This is a genomic window from Flavobacterium sp. N502536 (genome assembly GCF_025947345.1).
Taxonomy (GTDB): Bacteria; Bacteroidota; Bacteroidia; order Flavobacteriales; family Flavobacteriaceae; genus Flavobacterium.
Genome location: NZ_CP110011.1, coordinates 1,959,524 through 1,977,011, shown reverse-complemented (window position 1 = coordinate 1,977,011; position 17,488 = coordinate 1,959,524). Strand labels below are relative to the sequence as shown.

14 protein-coding genes are annotated in these 17,488 nt (G+C 37.2%); 9 read left to right on the top strand and 5 right to left on the bottom strand.

Features of this window, described 5'->3' with window-relative positions:
- Positions 1 to 56: 56 nt before the first annotated feature.
- Positions 57 to 2,696, bottom strand: a complete 2,640-nt coding sequence (locus tag OLM61_RS08765) for a TonB-dependent receptor (RefSeq protein WP_264525980.1) — start codon at positions 2,694 to 2,696, stop codon at positions 57 to 59.
- A gap of 166 nt (positions 2,697 to 2,862) precedes the next feature.
- On the opposite strand from OLM61_RS08765, the gene OLM61_RS08760 reads away from it, so the two are divergent.
- Both OLM61_RS08760 and OLM61_RS08755 read left to right on the top strand, forming a co-directional pair.
- Positions 2,863 to 3,888, top strand: coding sequence for a LacI family DNA-binding transcriptional regulator (locus tag OLM61_RS08760; RefSeq protein WP_263362413.1), 1,026 nt, complete (start codon positions 2,863 to 2,865; stop codon positions 3,886 to 3,888).
- A 41-nt stretch (positions 3,889 to 3,929) separates the two neighbouring features.
- The gene (locus OLM61_RS08755; RefSeq protein WP_264525979.1) at positions 3,930 to 4,283 is read left to right on the top strand and encodes a hypothetical protein; all 354 of its coding nucleotides are present in this window, start codon (positions 3,930 to 3,932) and stop codon (positions 4,281 to 4,283) included.
- Positions 4,284 to 4,295: 12 nt separating this feature from the next.
- Here the strand turns inward: OLM61_RS08755 and OLM61_RS08750 are convergent, their stop codons facing one another.
- Both OLM61_RS08750 and OLM61_RS08745 read right to left on the bottom strand, forming a co-directional pair.
- Positions 4,296 to 4,862, bottom strand: a complete 567-nt coding sequence (locus OLM61_RS08750; RefSeq protein ID WP_264525978.1) for a hypothetical protein — start codon at positions 4,860 to 4,862, stop codon at positions 4,296 to 4,298.
- 54 nt (positions 4,863 to 4,916) lie between these two features.
- Positions 4,917 to 5,468 carry a hypothetical protein gene (locus OLM61_RS08745; RefSeq protein WP_264525977.1) on the bottom strand — a complete coding sequence of 184 codons (552 nt, stop codon included), beginning with the start codon at positions 5,466 to 5,468 and terminating at the stop codon, positions 4,917 to 4,919.
- 116 nt (positions 5,469 to 5,584) lie between these two features.
- Between OLM61_RS08745 and OLM61_RS08740 the strand changes: the two genes are divergently transcribed.
- The 7 genes from OLM61_RS08740 to OLM61_RS08710 all read left to right on the top strand — a co-directional run bounded on the left by OLM61_RS08740 (position 5,585) and on the right by OLM61_RS08710 (position 15,801).
- Positions 5,585 to 8,359, top strand: a complete 2,775-nt coding sequence (locus OLM61_RS08740) for a 2-oxoglutarate dehydrogenase E1 component (protein WP_264525976.1) — start codon at positions 5,585 to 5,587, stop codon at positions 8,357 to 8,359.
- A gap of 79 nt (positions 8,360 to 8,438) precedes the next feature.
- Positions 8,439 to 9,674 carry a 2-oxoglutarate dehydrogenase complex dihydrolipoyllysine-residue succinyltransferase gene (gene odhB, locus OLM61_RS08735; protein WP_173965343.1) on the top strand — a complete coding sequence of 412 codons (1,236 nt, stop codon included), beginning with the start codon at positions 8,439 to 8,441 and terminating at the stop codon, positions 9,672 to 9,674.
- A gap of 217 nt (positions 9,675 to 9,891) precedes the next feature.
- Positions 9,892 to 12,357 carry a TonB-dependent receptor gene (locus OLM61_RS08730; protein ID WP_264525975.1) on the top strand — a complete coding sequence of 822 codons (2,466 nt, stop codon included), beginning with the start codon at positions 9,892 to 9,894 and terminating at the stop codon, positions 12,355 to 12,357.
- 59 nt (positions 12,358 to 12,416) lie between these two features.
- Complete coding sequence (locus tag OLM61_RS08725; protein ID WP_264525974.1) at positions 12,417 to 12,749, top strand: hypothetical protein; 333 nt, start codon at positions 12,417 to 12,419, stop codon at positions 12,747 to 12,749.
- 18 nt (positions 12,750 to 12,767) lie between these two features.
- Positions 12,768 to 13,070, top strand: a complete 303-nt coding sequence (locus OLM61_RS08720; RefSeq protein WP_264525973.1) for a hypothetical protein — start codon at positions 12,768 to 12,770, stop codon at positions 13,068 to 13,070.
- Positions 13,071 to 13,073: 3 nt separating this feature from the next.
- Positions 13,074 to 14,633, top strand: coding sequence for a PepSY-associated TM helix domain-containing protein (locus tag OLM61_RS08715; protein ID WP_264525972.1), 1,560 nt, complete (start codon positions 13,074 to 13,076; stop codon positions 14,631 to 14,633).
- 55 nt (positions 14,634 to 14,688) lie between these two features.
- The gene (locus OLM61_RS08710) at positions 14,689 to 15,801 is read left to right on the top strand and encodes a PepSY-associated TM helix domain-containing protein (RefSeq protein WP_264525971.1); all 1,113 of its coding nucleotides are present in this window, start codon (positions 14,689 to 14,691) and stop codon (positions 15,799 to 15,801) included.
- A gap of 45 nt (positions 15,802 to 15,846) precedes the next feature.
- Here OLM61_RS08710 and OLM61_RS08705 read toward each other — a convergent pair whose 3' ends face one another.
- The gene (locus OLM61_RS08705) at positions 15,847 to 16,194 is read right to left on the bottom strand and encodes a toxin-antitoxin system YwqK family antitoxin (protein WP_264525970.1); all 348 of its coding nucleotides are present in this window, start codon (positions 16,192 to 16,194) and stop codon (positions 15,847 to 15,849) included.
- A 209-nt stretch (positions 16,195 to 16,403) separates the two neighbouring features.
- Positions 16,404 to 17,399, bottom strand: coding sequence for a TlpA family protein disulfide reductase (locus tag OLM61_RS08700; RefSeq protein ID WP_264525969.1), 996 nt, complete (start codon positions 17,397 to 17,399; stop codon positions 16,404 to 16,406).
- Positions 17,400 to 17,488 lie beyond the last annotated feature (89 nt).

Sequence of the window (17,488 nt, the reverse complement as noted above, 5' to 3'; positions counted from 1 at the left end):
TTGTTTTTTTATGAAATGTTTCAAGTTTCAAACACACATCTCACATTTCACATCTCTTAAAAATTAATCGCAACCGAAAATCTAAAAGCACGTCCTAAAATAGGTCTTGCCATAAACACATCGCTTGCGGCTGATGTAGTTTGTCTTGGATCACCTTCAGTTAAGCCAATTTCATTGAACAAGTTCGAAGCATCAACGGCAAAACGAAGATTATGATAGGTATAATTTAAACCTGCTCCCACTTCTTTATACGCTGGCAAAACTTGTTTGTTGTCCTGATTCGTGAACTTTTTATCGTAGTAAGAAAACTGAACATAGGCTGTGAAATCTTTTGTAATGTCTACTTCCGGTCTTAAGTTACAGAAAAACTTAGGGATTCTTCGTGCGGTGTTTCCATTGAAATTAAAAGTCGATCCGTCGGCATTGGTACCGGTAAAATTATCATACTCCGGTTTTTGAACGGTAAACGTAAAGTTCAGTTTTACCATTTCATATCTCGCATTCGTTTCTACTTCAAGACCAATATTGTTTACATCGGCAAATTTATTTTCAGAAGTTCCATCCGATAAAATATCCGTAAAGGCAACATTTTTTAAGCCCATATGAAACAAATTGGCATTCACATTAAAGAAAGAATTAGAATATTTATACCCCAACTCAAACTGATTCACCTCGGTATTTTCCAGTTTGCTCAAATCGGCCGCATTATCATAAAAAGACTCTTCGATAGGCGATCTGAAACCGTGGCTGTAACGTACATACGAAGCCATATTGTCATTGAATTTGTAGTTTCCGGCAGCAGTATACGACCATTCACTCACATCATATCTCCAGTAAGTATAAGGATTTCCTTTTACTGTTGTTACCTTATCATCGGCTGTATTGTTGTCTAAAATTCCTAAATTCTCTGCAAAAAAACGGGCATTGTCTCTGTAACCCGAATACTTGTCTTTGTTGTATCGTAAACCGGCATTGAAAGTCAGATTGTCTGTCGCTTTAATTTCGGCATCGGCATAAACATCATTCAAAAGCCCTTTGGTTTGCGCATCTCTTTCTAACCAGGTAATTCTTTCCACCCCATTCCAGGTATGATTTACTCCTGATGTATTGTCTTTTACATTTAACAATCTCGGATTATCTGAAACACCTACCAAATAGGAATTCCAGTTCCAGTATTGATTCGATTTCCAGTTTGAATAATAGTATCCTGCTGTAAGTTTTACCGGATCTAAATCAAACGCAAAAGAGAAGTTATTGGCAAAATTGCTCATCTTTTTCTCGATGTGCCAAAGATCTGCTCTCATGATTAAAGCGTTTGGATCAAGTGTTGCGCCGTTATCTACATAAGAATAGGTCAGGTTACTGGCCGTTGTATTCTGAACACCGGTCGCATAAGCGCTTTGTGTCCACGGACCTCCATTTGGAAAAATAGCATTGTAATTCAAATTGATACTCGTTTGTTTGAATGCATTTTTAAACGTCACTTTCTCTGATATCTTCTTTTTAAATTCAGCCCCAATCGAATTGATTATCGGATGAGAACCGTCTTCTAAATCGGCACTAAAAGTTCCGCCACCGTATTGAGGCACATTTAAACGACTGAAATTTACTGAGGTCAATGTTCCATAATTAGGATTGAAACCCGGAATTCCTTCGATTTTTCCATTATTACTTTTTAGCGGAATTGGCAGGTAGAAGGTATTTCTGTCGTCAAGGTGTTTGAAGTTAATTCTTAAATAATCGTTATCATCAAATTTATAGGTGATGTTTCCTTTTATCTGTCCTCCTTTATTAGCGGTAAAACCTGTGTTTCTTACTCCATTATCGGCTCTGTAAAAACCTCCTATATTAAAGAACAATTTGTCCTGAATTAAAGCACCCGATAAATTAAGGTCGGTTCGAAACATTCCGTAATCTGAAGTCGAGAACTTTGCTCTTCCCTGAAAGTCATTCTGACCTGTCTTAGATATGAAATTGATGATTCCACCCGGAGCATTATTGGCAAAAATCGATGCCGAGCCCCCACGAACCGCTTCCATTTTGCTCACGGTTTCGTCTAATCTGTAAAAAGTATCGGCATTTGCAAATTGCAGCGCACCATCTTCAAAAACAGGTAATCCGTCTTCCTGAATCTGCACATACTCATAGGCTCCTGCAGACGGAATTCCTCTTGCAAAAAGGTTATTTCCAATTTCTCCTCCTGAGGCTTCCACCACAAATCCGGGAATAGTCTGCAATAAAGCTGCTGTACTGGCCGGAGCTCTGTCTTCGATGGCCTTAGCGCCCATTGTAGTAATGGCCACACTAGATTCTAATTTAGACCTCGGACTTGAAGATCCCGTTACCACAACTTCTTTAAGACTTTGTGATTCTCCTTCAAGGAGTAAATTTGCCTCTAAAGACTCCCCTTCTTTTACTGTAATTTGTTTTCCAAAGGTTTTGTAACCAACATTGGTTGCTACAATAGTATAATCTCCTGCGGAAACATTCGAAAATACGAACTTTCCGTTTTCATCCGTAATGGTATTTTTATCTGTTCCTTTAAGCGAAACATTGGCTCCCGGAATCGTTTGGCCGCTCTCATCGAGTACCTTTCCGGAAACGGTATTTTTATTCTGGGCAAACAGGTGGTTTGGAACAGAAATTAAGCACAATATCAAAAATAATATGCCTAAATAAGAATGTTGCTGTTTCATGATTTTTTGGTTTAGTTAGTAAATCTTTCATTTGTGAATGTAAACTTACTCAAGGAATTAACTCTAATTTAAGAATTCTAAATCGAAAACGTTTTCGAAATGACCTAAAACGTTTTCGGAAGTTAATTTTTTACTAATACACTTTATTTTTTAGTACTTTTATTTCATGAATGACACAAAATTAATAGATATAGCCTCAGCATTAGGAATTTCGGTTACCACAGTTTCAAAAGCACTAAAAGGCTATACCGATATTAGTAAGTCTACTCGTGCCCGGGTAATCGAGATGGCCGAAACCATGAATTACATGCCCAATTCGGTTGCGGTAAACCTAAGAACCAATGAAACCAAAACAATAGGCGTTATTATTCCGGCTACTGTGCATCATTTCTTCTCAAGTGTCTTAAACGGTATTCTCGAAGAAGCCGAAAAAAGAGGGTATCTTGTCATTATATTACAATCCAATGAAAAATACGAACTCGAGAAAAAACAGCTGGCCTTATTAATTCAAAAACGGGTTGACGGGGTTTTGATGTCACTCTCTAACGAAACCGATGATTTTTTCCACATCAATGAAGCCATCCGCAAAAACACTCCTGTGGTTTTATTTGATAAAATTGCGAAAAGAGTCGATTGCTCCAAAGTCGTTATCAATGATGCCAAAGCAGCATTCGACGCCGTTTCTTACCTCATTAATAAAGGTTTCAAAAAGATCGCACATTTTAGAGGTTCGTACGTTCCGCAAAATTCCATTGACCGATTTTTAGGATACAAAAGAGCCCTGGAAGCACACGGAATCGAATACGATTCAAAACTGGTTTATGTGTGTGATAACAATACCGATTTTGAAGATGGTTACGAAAATGCTCAAAAAATAATGACCGAACACCCGGACATAGACGCGATTTTTGCCATCACCGATTTGGTCGCTATCGGAATTATCAAATACTTTAATGAGGCCGGAATCAAAACACCGGAACAGGTAGCGGTTTTTGGATTCAGCAATTGGTTTATGAGTACGGTTATCTCGCCCAAACTAACTACTATTGATCAGCCCGGCTTTGAAATGGGCCATCAGGCGGTTTCACTTTTAATAGATGAAATTGCAGACCTGAAAGAACATCGACCGGTGACCCATCAAATTATTGAACTCCCGACAAGAATCATTGAAAGAGAATCAACCGTTAAATGATTTTTTAGTTTTAACTTTGCGTCAATTCTTAAAAAGCATCAATGTTTCCGATCCCTGAAAATACCGATTTTTTATTGGCTGATGCCGAAAAAGAAAACCTATATCTAAACCTGATTGAACAAATTAATAAAGATTTTAATTTGGCAAATGAAGGAATCGATTTCCCGTTAAGCATTTCTCCCGACGAACTAAAGATTCAGCTTCACGAGAAGATCTACCGAATGATTCAGTACAAATTTGCCGAATACCTCAATCTGCTTTACATCATTGATGTTTCTGAAGACGAAATCAAAAAACTAGATGGTTCTGATTTGGTTATTCTTGCCGAGCAGGTTTCTTTTTTGATTTTAAAAAGAGAATGGCAGAAGGTTTGGTTTCGAAATTATTATAAGTAAGGCGCTAAGGCTCTATGTTTTTTTCTCATAGGGACGAACGATATTATGTAATTTATCTAATTCCTCAAAAAGTCCAAAATACTGGGTATCAATTTTACTTCCGATAATTTGGAAACGACCACATTTAAAACAGATTTTTGCTATCCCAATTGTCTTTTCTTTCTTTTTGAAGATAAAAACATCACGGTATTCAGGAACACAAGCATAAGCACTCATTTGTAGAGAATCTTTTTGACTGAATACATTTTCAATTTCCTTTTGCTGTTTAATTGTAAGATTCGATTTCTTATAATTATGACTTATCAAAATTTCTTCAAAATCTCTTTTAGGAATACTATCAGGAAAATATCCCATAAATAAATCTTCAAATTCCTGATGTTTTTTTGATTTTTTACTTTTTTCCTCAAAATCAATTATACTTTCAAGAGTGTAATTCACAAAGTAATGATCAATTCTATCAGAATCAAAAAAAGGTCGTAATTCTTTTTTTACAACTTTTTGAATTTCAAGATTTGATTTTTTAGAGTCATTACAACTCACAAACACAATGACAATAAGTATAAAAATATATCTCTTCAATTTTTTCGGATTTTAAAAACCTTAGCATCTCAGCACCTCAGAAACTTAGCACCTCTAAAAGTAAACCCTCACAAAAGGCATAAATCCGGATCCGTAAAGACTGGTATCCTTATTATACAAAACATCGTAGCGTGCTCCAATAGTAACACTTCCGGTTCGGTAACCTGCGCCAAGGTATAGGGCGGTATTCCAGTAATTATCAGAATAACTTGGTCGATAAGCAGTCGACTTATAATCGGTATTTACACGAACTTGTTCTAATTCGGCAGACAACTGAATTTCAGGAATCGGATTCACGAGTCCAACCAAACTTCCACCATAAACAAAAGAGCTGTAATAGTTTTTGGAGGACAAATAACCAAACTGTAATCCAACACCAACTGCTACAATTTCGTTTACATTATAGATGGCACTTGGCATAACAGAAATATCCGTATATCCGGAACCAATTCCTAAACCAAGACCTCCTCCAAATTGAACTTTATCCCAAAAAGGATTGCTGTTGTCTATGACATATTTTTGCTGTGCCATTACAGAACTTGAAAATAAGACTACCAAAATCACAAAAAAAGTTCTGAAAACGATTGAAATTTGATTTTTATCCATAGTTGAGTCTATTTTTAACAAATTTTTACGTAAAAGTACGTAAAAAAAAGATTTAAATAAATGTGATTGTTGTACTTTTGCGATTCTATTTAACAAAAAGTATATTCACTCATATTATGGATAGGTTTTCATTTTTAAATGCAGCGCATACAGAGTTTTTCGCACAATTATATGATCAGTATTTAGTAAACCCAGATAGCGTTGAGCCAAGCTGGAGAAGTTTTTTTCAAGGTTTCGACTTTGGACAAACGACTTATAATGACGAAAATCCGGTTCAACGAATCGTTGAATACGTGACAAACGACAACGTAGATTGTAGTTTAGTTTCTGATAAATTACAAAAAGAATTCAATGTCCTAAAATTAATCGATGCATACCGTACGCGCGGGCACTTGTTTACCAAAACAAACCCTGTTCGTGATCGCAGAACATCGTCTCCAACTTTAGACATCGAAAATTTCGGATTAACAACTGCTGATCTTTCAACAGTTTTTGATGCTGCTCAGGCAATCGGAGTAGCGCCTTCTACATTACAGGATATTGTAACACGTCTTCAGACTATTTACTGCCAGCACATTGGTATCGAATACATGTACATCAGAAATCCCGGCGTTGTAAAATGGATCCAGGACAAACTGGCTGTAAATGTAAACCAGCCAAACTTCTCTTCTGAAGAAAAGAAAACAATCTTAAATAAATTAAACCAGGCCGTATCTTTTGAGAACTTCCTACACACTAAATATGTAGGTCAAAAACGATTCTCATTAGAAGGTGGAGAATCTATCATCCCGGCTTTGGATGCTTTGATCGAGCAAGCTGCTGAAAAAGGAGTTGAACAATTCGTAATGGGAATGGCTCACCGTGGTCGTCTGAACGTTTTGGCTAACATCTTTGGAAAATCAACTCAGGATATTTTTGGTGAGTTTGACGGTAAAGATTACGATCAGGAATATTTTGACGGTGACGTAAAATACCACTTAGGTCTTACAGCTGACAAAAAAACAAGAACAGGAAAAAACATCAATATCAATTTAGCGCCAAACCCTTCTCACTTAGAAACGGTTGGAGCTGTAATTGAAGGAATCACAAGAGCAAAACAGGACAAGTATTATCCAAACGATTTCTCAAAAGTATTACCTATTGCCGTTCACGGTGATGCTGCAATTGCAGGTCAGGGAATCTTGTATGAGATCATTCAAATGGCTCAACTTGACGGATACAAAACAGGTGGTACGATTCATATCGTAATCAACAATCAGGTTGGTTTTACTACTAACTATTTAGATGCACGTTCGTCTACGTACTGTACCGATGTTGCCAAAGTAACGCTTTCACCGGTATTACACGTAAATGCTGATGATGCTGAAGCTGTGGTACACGCCGTATCTTTTGCATTAGACTACAGAATGCAATTTGGACGTGACGTATTTATTGACTTATTAGGATACAGAAAATACGGTCATAACGAAGGTGATGAGCCTCGTTTTACACAACCGGTTTTATATAAAATCATCGCTAAACATAAAAATCCAAGAGATATTTATGCAGAGAAATTATTGTCTGACGGCATAATCGATGCTACTTATGTAAATGCTTTAGAAAAAGAATACAAATCGGCTATGGAGGAGAACTTAGAAGCTTCCCGTAAAAAAGATTTGACGATTATAACTCCATTCATGAAAAACGAATGGAATGGATTTGTTCAGGTAACAGATACACAAATGCTTGAAAAAGTAGACACTACTTTTGATAAAAAAGGACTGGATTCTATCATCAATACGATCTCGACTTTACCATCAGACAAAAAGTTCATTAGCAAAATAACTAAAATTGTTACGGACAGAAAAGTAGGATACGACAACAATACACTTGATTGGGGAACTGCAGAAGCATTGGCTTACGGTTCACTTTTAACAGAAGGATTTGATATTCGTATTTCTGGTCAGGACGTAGAACGTGGTACTTTCTCTCACCGTCATGCAGTGGTTAAAGTAGAAGACTCTGAAGAAGAAGTAATTTTATTGAACTCTATTGAGAACAAAAAAGGAAAATTTGGTGTATTCAACTCTCTTTTATCTGAATATGGTGTTCTTGGTTTTGATTATGGATATGCATTAGCCAATCCAAATGCCTTAACGATCTGGGAAGCACAATTTGGAGATTTCTCTAACGGAGCTCAGATCATGATTGACCAGTACATTTCTTGTGGAGAAGACAAATGGAACAACCAAAACGGTATTGTTTTATTATTGCCTCACGGATATGAAGGTCAGGGAGCTGAACACTCTTCTGCAAGAATGGAACGTTACTTACAGCTTTGCGCAAGACACAATATGTATGTTGCCGATTGTACAACGCCAGCCAACTTCTTCCACTTGTTAAGAAGACAAATGAAAACAGACTTCCGTAAACCTTTGGTTGTTTTCTCTCCAAAAAGTTTGTTACGTGATCCAAGATGCGTATCAACTGTTGAAGAATTAGCAACAGGAAGTTTCCAGGAAACAATTGACGATACTACAGTAAACAAAAAAGACGTAAAATCTTTAGTATTCTGTACCGGTAAATTCTACTACGATATTGTAGCTGAAAGAGAAAACAACGGAAGAAATGATGTTGCAGTTGTTCGTATCGAGCAATTATTCCCTTTCCCAGTAGAACAAATCAAAGAAATCATCGCACAATATCCAAATGTTGACGATTATGTTTGGGCACAGGAAGAGCCTAAAAACATGGGAGCTTACAGCTTTATGCTGATGAACTTTGACCTTGTAAAATGGAGATTGGCTTCATTAAAAGCTTATTCTGCTCCTGCATCAGGAAGTTACACACGTTCAAAACGTCGTCATGCTGATGCAATTAGAATGGTTTTCGATAAAAATTTATTCAGATAAAAAACAATGTTTCAAGTTTAAAGTTTTCGGTTCAACAACCGGAAACTTTAAACCATAAAAACCTTAAACAAAAAATAAGATGATTTTAGAAATGAAAGTCCCATCACCAGGGGAATCAATAAAAGAAGTTGAAATTGCAACTTGGTTAGTAAAAGACGGAGATTATGTAGAAAAAGATCAAGCTATTGCTGAAGTTGATTCAGACAAAGCTACTCTTGAATTACCGGCTGAAGCAAGCGGAACAATTACGCTAAAAGCAGAAGAAGGTGATGCAGTAGCAGTAGGTGCTGTAGTTTGTTTAATTGATACAAGTGCAGCAAAACCATCAGGATCTGCTCCGGCAGCTGAAGCTCCAAAGGCTGAGGCTCCAAAAGCAGAAGTAAAAGCTGAAGCTCCAAAAGCAGCTCCGGTTCAGGCTCCGGCAGCTACAAGTTATGCAGCAGGAACTCCATCTCCGGCAGCAAGAAAAATATTAGACGAAAAAAACATAGCACCGGCAACAGTTTCAGGAACTGGTAAAGGAGGCAGAATCACTAAAGATGATGCGGTAAATGCAGTACCTTCAATGGGAACTCCAACTGGTGGAAGCCGTGGAACTGAGCGTACCAAATTATCAATGTTGCGTCGTAAAGTAGCAGAAAGATTAGTAGCTGCTAAAAACGAAACAGCAATGTTAACGACTTTCAACGAAGTTAACATGACACCAATCAACCAAATTCGTAACGAATACAAAGATGCTTTCAAAGCAAAACATGGTGGTCTTGGTTTAGGATTCATGTCATTCTTTACAAAAGCAGTTACAAGAGCTTTACAATTGTATCCGGACGTAAACTCTATGATGGATGGTGATTATAAAGTAGCTTATGACTTTGCTGATATTTCTATCGCAGTTTCAGGACCAAAAGGTTTAATGGTTCCTGTAGTTCGTAACGCTGAATTATTAACTTTCCGTGGAATCGAAGCTGAAATCAAAAGATTAGCACTTAGAGCACGTGACGGTCAAATTACAGTTGACGATATGACTGGTGGAACATTCACTATTACTAATGGTGGTGTTTTTGGAAGTATGTTAAGTACACCAATTATCAACCCTCCTCAATCAGGAATTTTAGGAATGCACAACATTATCGAGCGTCCAATTGCTGTAAACGGTAAAGTTGAAATTCACCCAATGATGTACGTAGCGCTTTCTTACGACCACAGAATCATCGACGGACGTGAGTCAGTTGGTTTCTTAGTAGCTGTAAAAGAAGCTTTAGAAAATCCGTTAGAATTATTAATGAATGGCGATGCTAAGCGTGCTTTAGAATTGTAATTGTAATAATTTTCTACAATCATATAAAACCTGCTCATTCATTTGAGCAGGTTTTTTTTCTTAATATTGCCTTAAAATCTCCTTAAGATGTTAAAATTTTAAACAAACAAAAATTTTAACCCCTAAAAACTATTTTATTTAGAATAAATAAGAATAACTTGTTTGGCTTGTATTCTGCAATTAAATTTGCACTATTCAAATCAATTCTAAATAAAAAATGAAATATAAGTTTACCGTTTCCTTTTTAAACTTCTGCTTCTTCCTATTGGCTGCTACCACAATTTCGGCACAGGGCAAAGCATCTCTAAAAGGTCAGATTAGCCTAACGAACAATCAGGCTGCCGATAATGTAACCATTGTATTAAAAGGAACCAAGATTGGAACCAACACCGACAGTAAAGGTTTTTACGAAATTAAAAACATCAAACCGGGAAGTTACATCATCAAGGTTTCGGCTGTTGGACATTCTTCCAAAGAAAAAAGTGTTTCTCTTAATGCCGGAGACGAAATCGTAGAAGACTTCACCATCAGTTCAAACTCTGAACAACTGGATGAGATCGTAATCAACGGTCATGGAAAAAAGAATCCGTTGGCTCGTAAAGAAAATCAGCAAGTATCAAGATTACCCCTTAAAAATCTTGAAAACCCACAAGTTTATACTACTATTACAGGTGAATTACTAAAAGAACAAGTGGTAACCAATATCGACGATGCGCTTAAAAATGCACCGGGATTAACCACACTTTGGGCCTCAACAGGACGTGGAGGAGATGGTGCAGGATACTTTTCTTTAAGAGGTTTTGCCGTTCAGCCCACCATGATTAACGGATTACCGGGACTAACAAACGGAAGCCTTGATCCTGCCAACATTGACAGAATCGAAGTAATCAAAGGACCTTCAGGAACCCTGTTCGGAAGTAGTTTAATCTCTTACGGAGGATTAATCAACATTACAACCAAAAGACCTTACGATCATTTTGGAGGAGAAATCAGCTATACTGCCGCAAGTTACGGACTAAACAGAGTTACTGCAGACATTAACACTCCTTTAGACGACGAACATAAAGTAAATCTTCGCATCAATTCTGCTTATCACAATGAAAATAGTTTTCAGGATGCAGGATTTAAAAAATCCTTCTTTTTTGCCCCATCCCTATCTTACGAAGTAAACGATAAACTTTCGTTTTTTGTGAATACTGAATTCATGAACAATAAAGCCACCAATCCAACCATGTTGTTTTTGGACAGAGGTGCAGCTTTAAGAGTTCACAACATGAAAGAACTTGGATACGACAACAAGCGTTCTTATACCAGCAACCAGCTTGCTATCGAAACTCCATCTTACAACCTGCAAGGTCAAATGGTTTATAAATTTAACAACGAATGGACCTCACAAACGGTTCTGTCAAGAGGATCATCAAGATCTGAAGGGTATTACTCTTATTTATATGAAGGAACCAAACGCTTTTCGGCAATTAAAGAAGGTATCGTCTTAGATCGTTATATCAACTATCAAAATTCAACAACCTTAACTACAGATATTCAACAAAATTTTATTGGTGACTTTAAAATCGGTAAGTTAAGAAACAGAATTGTTGCCGGTTTTGACTACTTCAACAACTCTTCGACAGACAACGGAACCAGTTATATTGGTAACGGAAGCATCTATATTGGTAATGCAAGTTTACAAACCGTAAACGAAAATGTTTTCAAAATTACCGATCCAACAAAATACATTACAACCGGTGATAACGGAAATTTATCAAAATCAGGAACCGATGCTCTTTTAGCAAAAGCAACAACCAACAACAACAAAACAAAACAGGAAGTTTACAGTGTTTATGTTTCAGACGTAATCAACTTTACGCCGGCATTGTCTGCCATGGCAAGTTTACGTGTTGACCGTTTCATGAACGCAGACAACGGTGGATACAATCAAACTGCTTTTTCTCCAAAATTCGGATTAGTATACCAGCCGATTTTAGATAAAGTTTCTATTTTCGCCAATTACATGGATGGATTCTCTAACGTTGCCCCTGGAGAAGATATGAGTGGTGGTGTTAGAACTCCAAGAGTTTACAACCCTGAACATGCCAATCAATTTGAGGTAGGTACCAAACTTAATCTGTTTAAAGACAAACTATACGCTACTTTCAGCTACTATGACATTAAAGTTACCGATCAGGTTTACAGCATTAGAACGGATGCTACGAACTCAACTTCTTACCAAAATGGAGGTCAGAAAAACAAAGGTTTTGAAGCCGAAATCGTTTCTAACCCTGTTGCCGGTTTAAACATCGTATTTGGCTACAGCTATAACGACGCGGTATTAACTGCCGGAGATCCTGAATTTGTAAGTTTCAGACCTGAAAGTGCCGGAGCACAAAACTTAGCCAATCTTTGGGCGAGTTACAAATTCCTTGAAGGACCACTACAAGGCTTTGGACTAGGTTTTGGAGGAAATTATGTAGGAGATAACAAGATCATGAACAGAAAAACGACCGGAGCATTTACCATCCCGGAATACACTGTACTAAACTCTTCTATTTTCTATTCAGCAGAGAAATTTACTTTGACGTTAAAAATGGATAACATCGCCAACGCAGACACTTACGATGGCTGGTCTACCATTCACCCAAGAAACATGAGAAGTGTAGCGGCAAGCTTCGCTTACAAATTCTAATACAAAACAAAAAAACACCTTTCTTTGTACGGAAAGGTGTTTTTTAAATTCTGTCAATCATGATAACAATTGCAAGTCTAATCGTTTTTTTAGCTTTTTACACCCTTTATTACACTTCAAAAAGAGCTGCATTATCGTATGATTTAGGTTTTGAAAAGTGGATGAAAAGCAATCCTAAACCAACCAAAATTTTGGGCTTGGGGCTTCTTTTACTCGCTTATGCGCTTTGGCTGTTTACACAATCCTTGTGCTGCGGAACCTTTATGTTCTTCATTCAGCTCATGACCATTGGAAGTCTCATCATCATTTTAGCGCCGCTCAAAAAAATAAGCCGATACGCAATTCTTGCTTTTTTCATACTCGCTGCTTTACTGGAATTTTATTACTACTAACTTATTGCTAACCAAAATATGCCGGCAAATCCAAAATATTTAACCCAATCCAAATGGCAACGATTTGCCAAAATTACAGCTGCTATCTTAGGCGGCTATTTTGTTTCAGTTACTTTTCATTTGGCCTTAGCAGCCTGGTTCAACCGTGCCAACATATTAATGACCATGGCTTTTAGCGGATTCATCCTTTGGGTGGCCCTTATGGTTATTGCTTTTCTGGCCAAAAGCGGATGGAAAATCTGGGGAATCTATATCCTGCTTTCATTAGTTTTTTCTCTTTTAATCTACCTTGGTCAAACCTACAATCCAATAGCAAAATAACCTATGAACAATCGTAATTACAACATCTATTTTCATACCCATACCGTTAGCGGAATTGTAATCAGTGTCGTGCTTTTTGTGATTTTCTTCGCAGGCTCCTTTTCTTTCTTCAGGGATGAAATCATCAATTGGGAAAGAAATGAATCCTCAGCTATCAATAGAGAAATTCAACTGGACTATAATTCGGCCCTAAAGAAACTTGACAAAGAATACGTCCTGCACGGAAGAAATATTACCATTTCTAAACCAAACATAGAACGAAGAGTTGCCATTTATATGGAAGGCACAAAAGACACTTTGGCACCGAAAGAACAAAAAGAAGGATCCTTCTTCTACCTTGACACCAAAACCTTTAAAACCTTTACCTACGAACAATCGTATTCGCTGGGGGAGTTTTTATACCGTTTGCATTTTCTCGCACAAATCCCTTATCCTGTTGGGTACTACCTATCGGGTTTCACCGCATTGTTCTTTTTATTTGCCATCGTAACCGGACTTTTGCTGCACTGGAAAAAAATCGTTTCCAACTTCTATATCTTCCGTCCGAAAGAAAAACTAAAAACCTTATGGACAGATGCACATACCGCCTTAGGAATGATTGGCCTGCCATTTCAGTTTGTATATGCCGTAACAGGAACTTTTTTTATGATTAAACTTTTAATTGTGGCTCCGGCAGTAATGGCCTTATACAAAGGCGATCAGGATAAATTGTACAAAGAATTAGAATACACCGATCCTGATTACAAATTCGACAACAAAAAATTAGCCGCTCCCTTTAATATCGATCAGCTTGTTGCCAAAGCGAAAAGCAATTGGAAAGACTTTGAAATCACCCGCGTTTTTATTCAGAATTACGGAGATGCCAACATGCACGTTTTGGTTGAAGGTGAAATGTTAAGCCACAAAAAATTCACCGGAATTGGAAAAATAGTCTATCGAATTGCGAACGGAAAAGAAATTGCCCGAAAAAATCCGATTACGCAAACCAACTATTTAGATGTCGTAAAAAATGTGTTATATCGCATACATTTTGGCGATTATGGCGGTTATGCCCTCAAAATTGTAAGTTTCGTTTTAGGCATAATTACCTGTTTTGTCATCATCTCGGGTGTTATGATTTGGTTGGTAGCCAGACAAAAAAACAATCTGCCCGAAAAGAAAAGACGCTTTAATGCGGCAGTAGTTCGAATTTATTTGGCCATATGCCTGAGCATGTATCCCATTACAGCATTGGCTTTTATTGCTGTCAAAATATTCTATCCCCTGACTCAGGGCCAGTTGTATCTGGTGTATTTTGTGGGATGGCTCCTTCTTACTGTATTTTTTATTCTCAAAAAGAATGATGCTTTTACCAACAAATGCTGCTTAATTTTAGGAAGTATACTGGGGTTTTTAGTTCCGATTACAAATGGAATAGTGTCCGGAACCTGGTTTTGGGATTCTTTCCTGCAAAACAAAATTCAGATTTTCTTTATTGATGTTTTCTGGATTTTCCTCGCTTCCATAACCCTTTATGTGGCGTATTCTTTAAAACCTAAAAAAGAAGCGGTTATTGAAAAATAATTAGAAATACTTGCTCCCCATTAATTTAGCGTATACTTTTACGTTTTACAAAAAAATGGGATTCAAAACGCAAATACGATTTCTGCACAAATGGCTCGGATTAATTTCCGGGCTTATTGTTTTTATTGTCAGTATTACCGGTTGTATTTTTTGCTTTCATGATGAAATAAAAGACCTTACGCGCAAAGAATGGCGGCTTGTTGAACCCCAGAACAAACCTTTTGTAATGCCTTCTGTATTACAGGAAAAGGCCAAAGAAATTCTTCCAAATTACAAATCAACCATGGTTTCGTATTACGGAAAAAACCGTTCTGCAATGGTTTATACCTATTCTGACATAGGAAGTTTATACCTCTATTTTAATCCCTACACCGGAAAACATTTAAAAATTGAAGATCCCGAAACTGACTTTTTTATCATTGTCGAATACATCCATCTGTATTTGCTTTTACCGGATTATATCGGAAAGCACATTGTTGGAGGCGCAACCATCATCTTCATTCTATTACTAATTTCAGGGCTTATTCAATGGTGGCCCAAACGAAAAAGCGATCTGAAACGAAGCTTTACGATTAAATGGTCGGCCAAATGGAGACGCGTCAATTACGACTGGCACAACACCTCCGGATTTTACATTTCGCTAATAGCAGCTATTATTGCCATTACCGGCCTAACTTTTACCTACGAATGGGTAGGTGACGGAATCTATAAAACATTCAATTTTGGCGGAGATAAAGCCCTCGAAACAAAAGCACCCATCATCGATACCACCAAATTTAGCAATAATACACTTCATGCCGTCGATCGCGCTTTTACCACCACCGTACAGCTGCAGCCCAAAGCCGGAATGTATTATGTTACGTTTCCTCAGCAAAAAGGCGATATTATTGGCACAGGAGCCTATCCGCATGCTCTGCGATACGACCATCAAAGCAATTATTATTTCCATCCCAACAGCGGAGAGTTAATACAAAGCGACCCTTACCACAAAAAAAGCCTGGGTTTACAGGTGGTCGAAATGAATTACGGCATTCATACGGGACAGATCTTAGACCTGCCCGGAAAAATCCTTGCCTTCCTTATCAGTCTCACCGCTGCGGCCTTACCCGTAACCGGTTTTGTAATCTGGTACGGAAGAAACAAAAAATCTAAAAAGAATAAGGCATAAAAAAACCGCCTTTAAAAGCGGTTTTATAAATCGTTCGAAATTTTATTAATTTCTGTTTGCTAAAGCATTTTTCTGTAAATTTTTAACGGATGCTACTTTGCTGTTTTCATAAGCAACTTCGCAAAGATTTTTGTCGTTAAAGAACATCCATTTTCCGGTTTTCACTCCTTCAGTGTATTCTCCAACCGCCATCTTATTTCCTTTTGCATCATACGATACCCAAACACCATCTAACTTACCGTCTTTAAAGAAACCTTCTTGTTGAATAGTACCATCTTGATAATAATAAGTAGCTTTTACTCTATTTCCAACAACTTCCAATTCCGGTTTTATCTCTTGTGCAACTAAAATTCCAGAGAACAATATTGCAACTAAAATTACACACTTTTTCATATCTTTAGGTATTAATGTTATCAAATCTTTATCAAATATAACTAATTGTTTACATTAAAAAAACTTTTGCTTAACAATTTGGTAACATTGAGTAAAAACTTAACATTGGAAATTCCCCAAAAACAAAAAAACCAAAGCTTATGCCTTGGTTTTACTGGTGTTTTACAACAAACACAAAATTACTATAAGATTGTACTTTTGATCGTAAATTACTTCAATAAGGCATCTAATTGCGTCTGAAGCTCTGGAGATGAAGGTCTTTCGGCATCACTGCTTAACACATTACCCTTTGGATCTACAATAATAAATCTCGGAATTCCGGTTACCCCGTAGCTCGTTACAAACTCAGATTCCCAATCTTTATCGGCAAACAATTGAACGCCACCCAGCTTCTTATCCGTCACAAACTTCTTCCATTTTTCGTTATCCTTCGCCTTATCAATAGAAACGCTCACAAACTCAATATTCTTTCCATGATACTTCTCCTCTATTTTTTGCAGGTACGGAATCTCAGCGCGGCATGGCGCACACCAGGTTGCCCAAAGATCAATATAAACATACTTTCCTTTTAAATCAGAAAGTTTTGTTTTTCCTCCTTTGTGATTTTCATAATCAAAATCCGGAGATGCCTTTCCGTTCATCTTATTTGCTTTTGAAGCACTTTCGTAGTCGCTTAAAGCATTATTATGAAAACTGTCAAACTTCTTCTTCACAGCCGTTTTAAACTCAGGATCAAAATTACCTTTCTCTAAACTTTCCAGATCCGTTTTCAGCTTTGCTTCCAACAGCGATGCAAACTCAGTTGCTTCCTTAGCAAAAGCTTCTGTTTGAAACTTCTCATCTTTCAAACTTTGCTGCGCCAGAAAATTGCTTTCGTCAACCCCTTTACCCTTATACACAATCGTCTCGTCAAACTCCTTCGCATTCATCGTCAGATTAATATCCGAATTGGGTTTTAAATACAAATAAGAAGCTTCGGTACCATCCGAAAACGTATAAAATCCTTTTGGAGCGTCAAAAGAAGCTACAAAAGTTTCCTTCTTATTAATTGGAATTACCTTTTTAAAATTATCCTTCCCTTTAATTACTAAAGTATCACTGTTTCTGTTCGCAATCTTAGCGGTAAATTTAATTGGACTTTTGGCCTGACCAATAGCACCCAAAGCGCTACAAATCAGCAAACCTGTTAAAATAAATTTGTTCATATAAATGGGGGTTTTGATTTTGATACTCAAATCTAAAGAAATTAGAGCCGCAAAAATTAAGAATTAACAAAATATTTCAAATTTCTAAG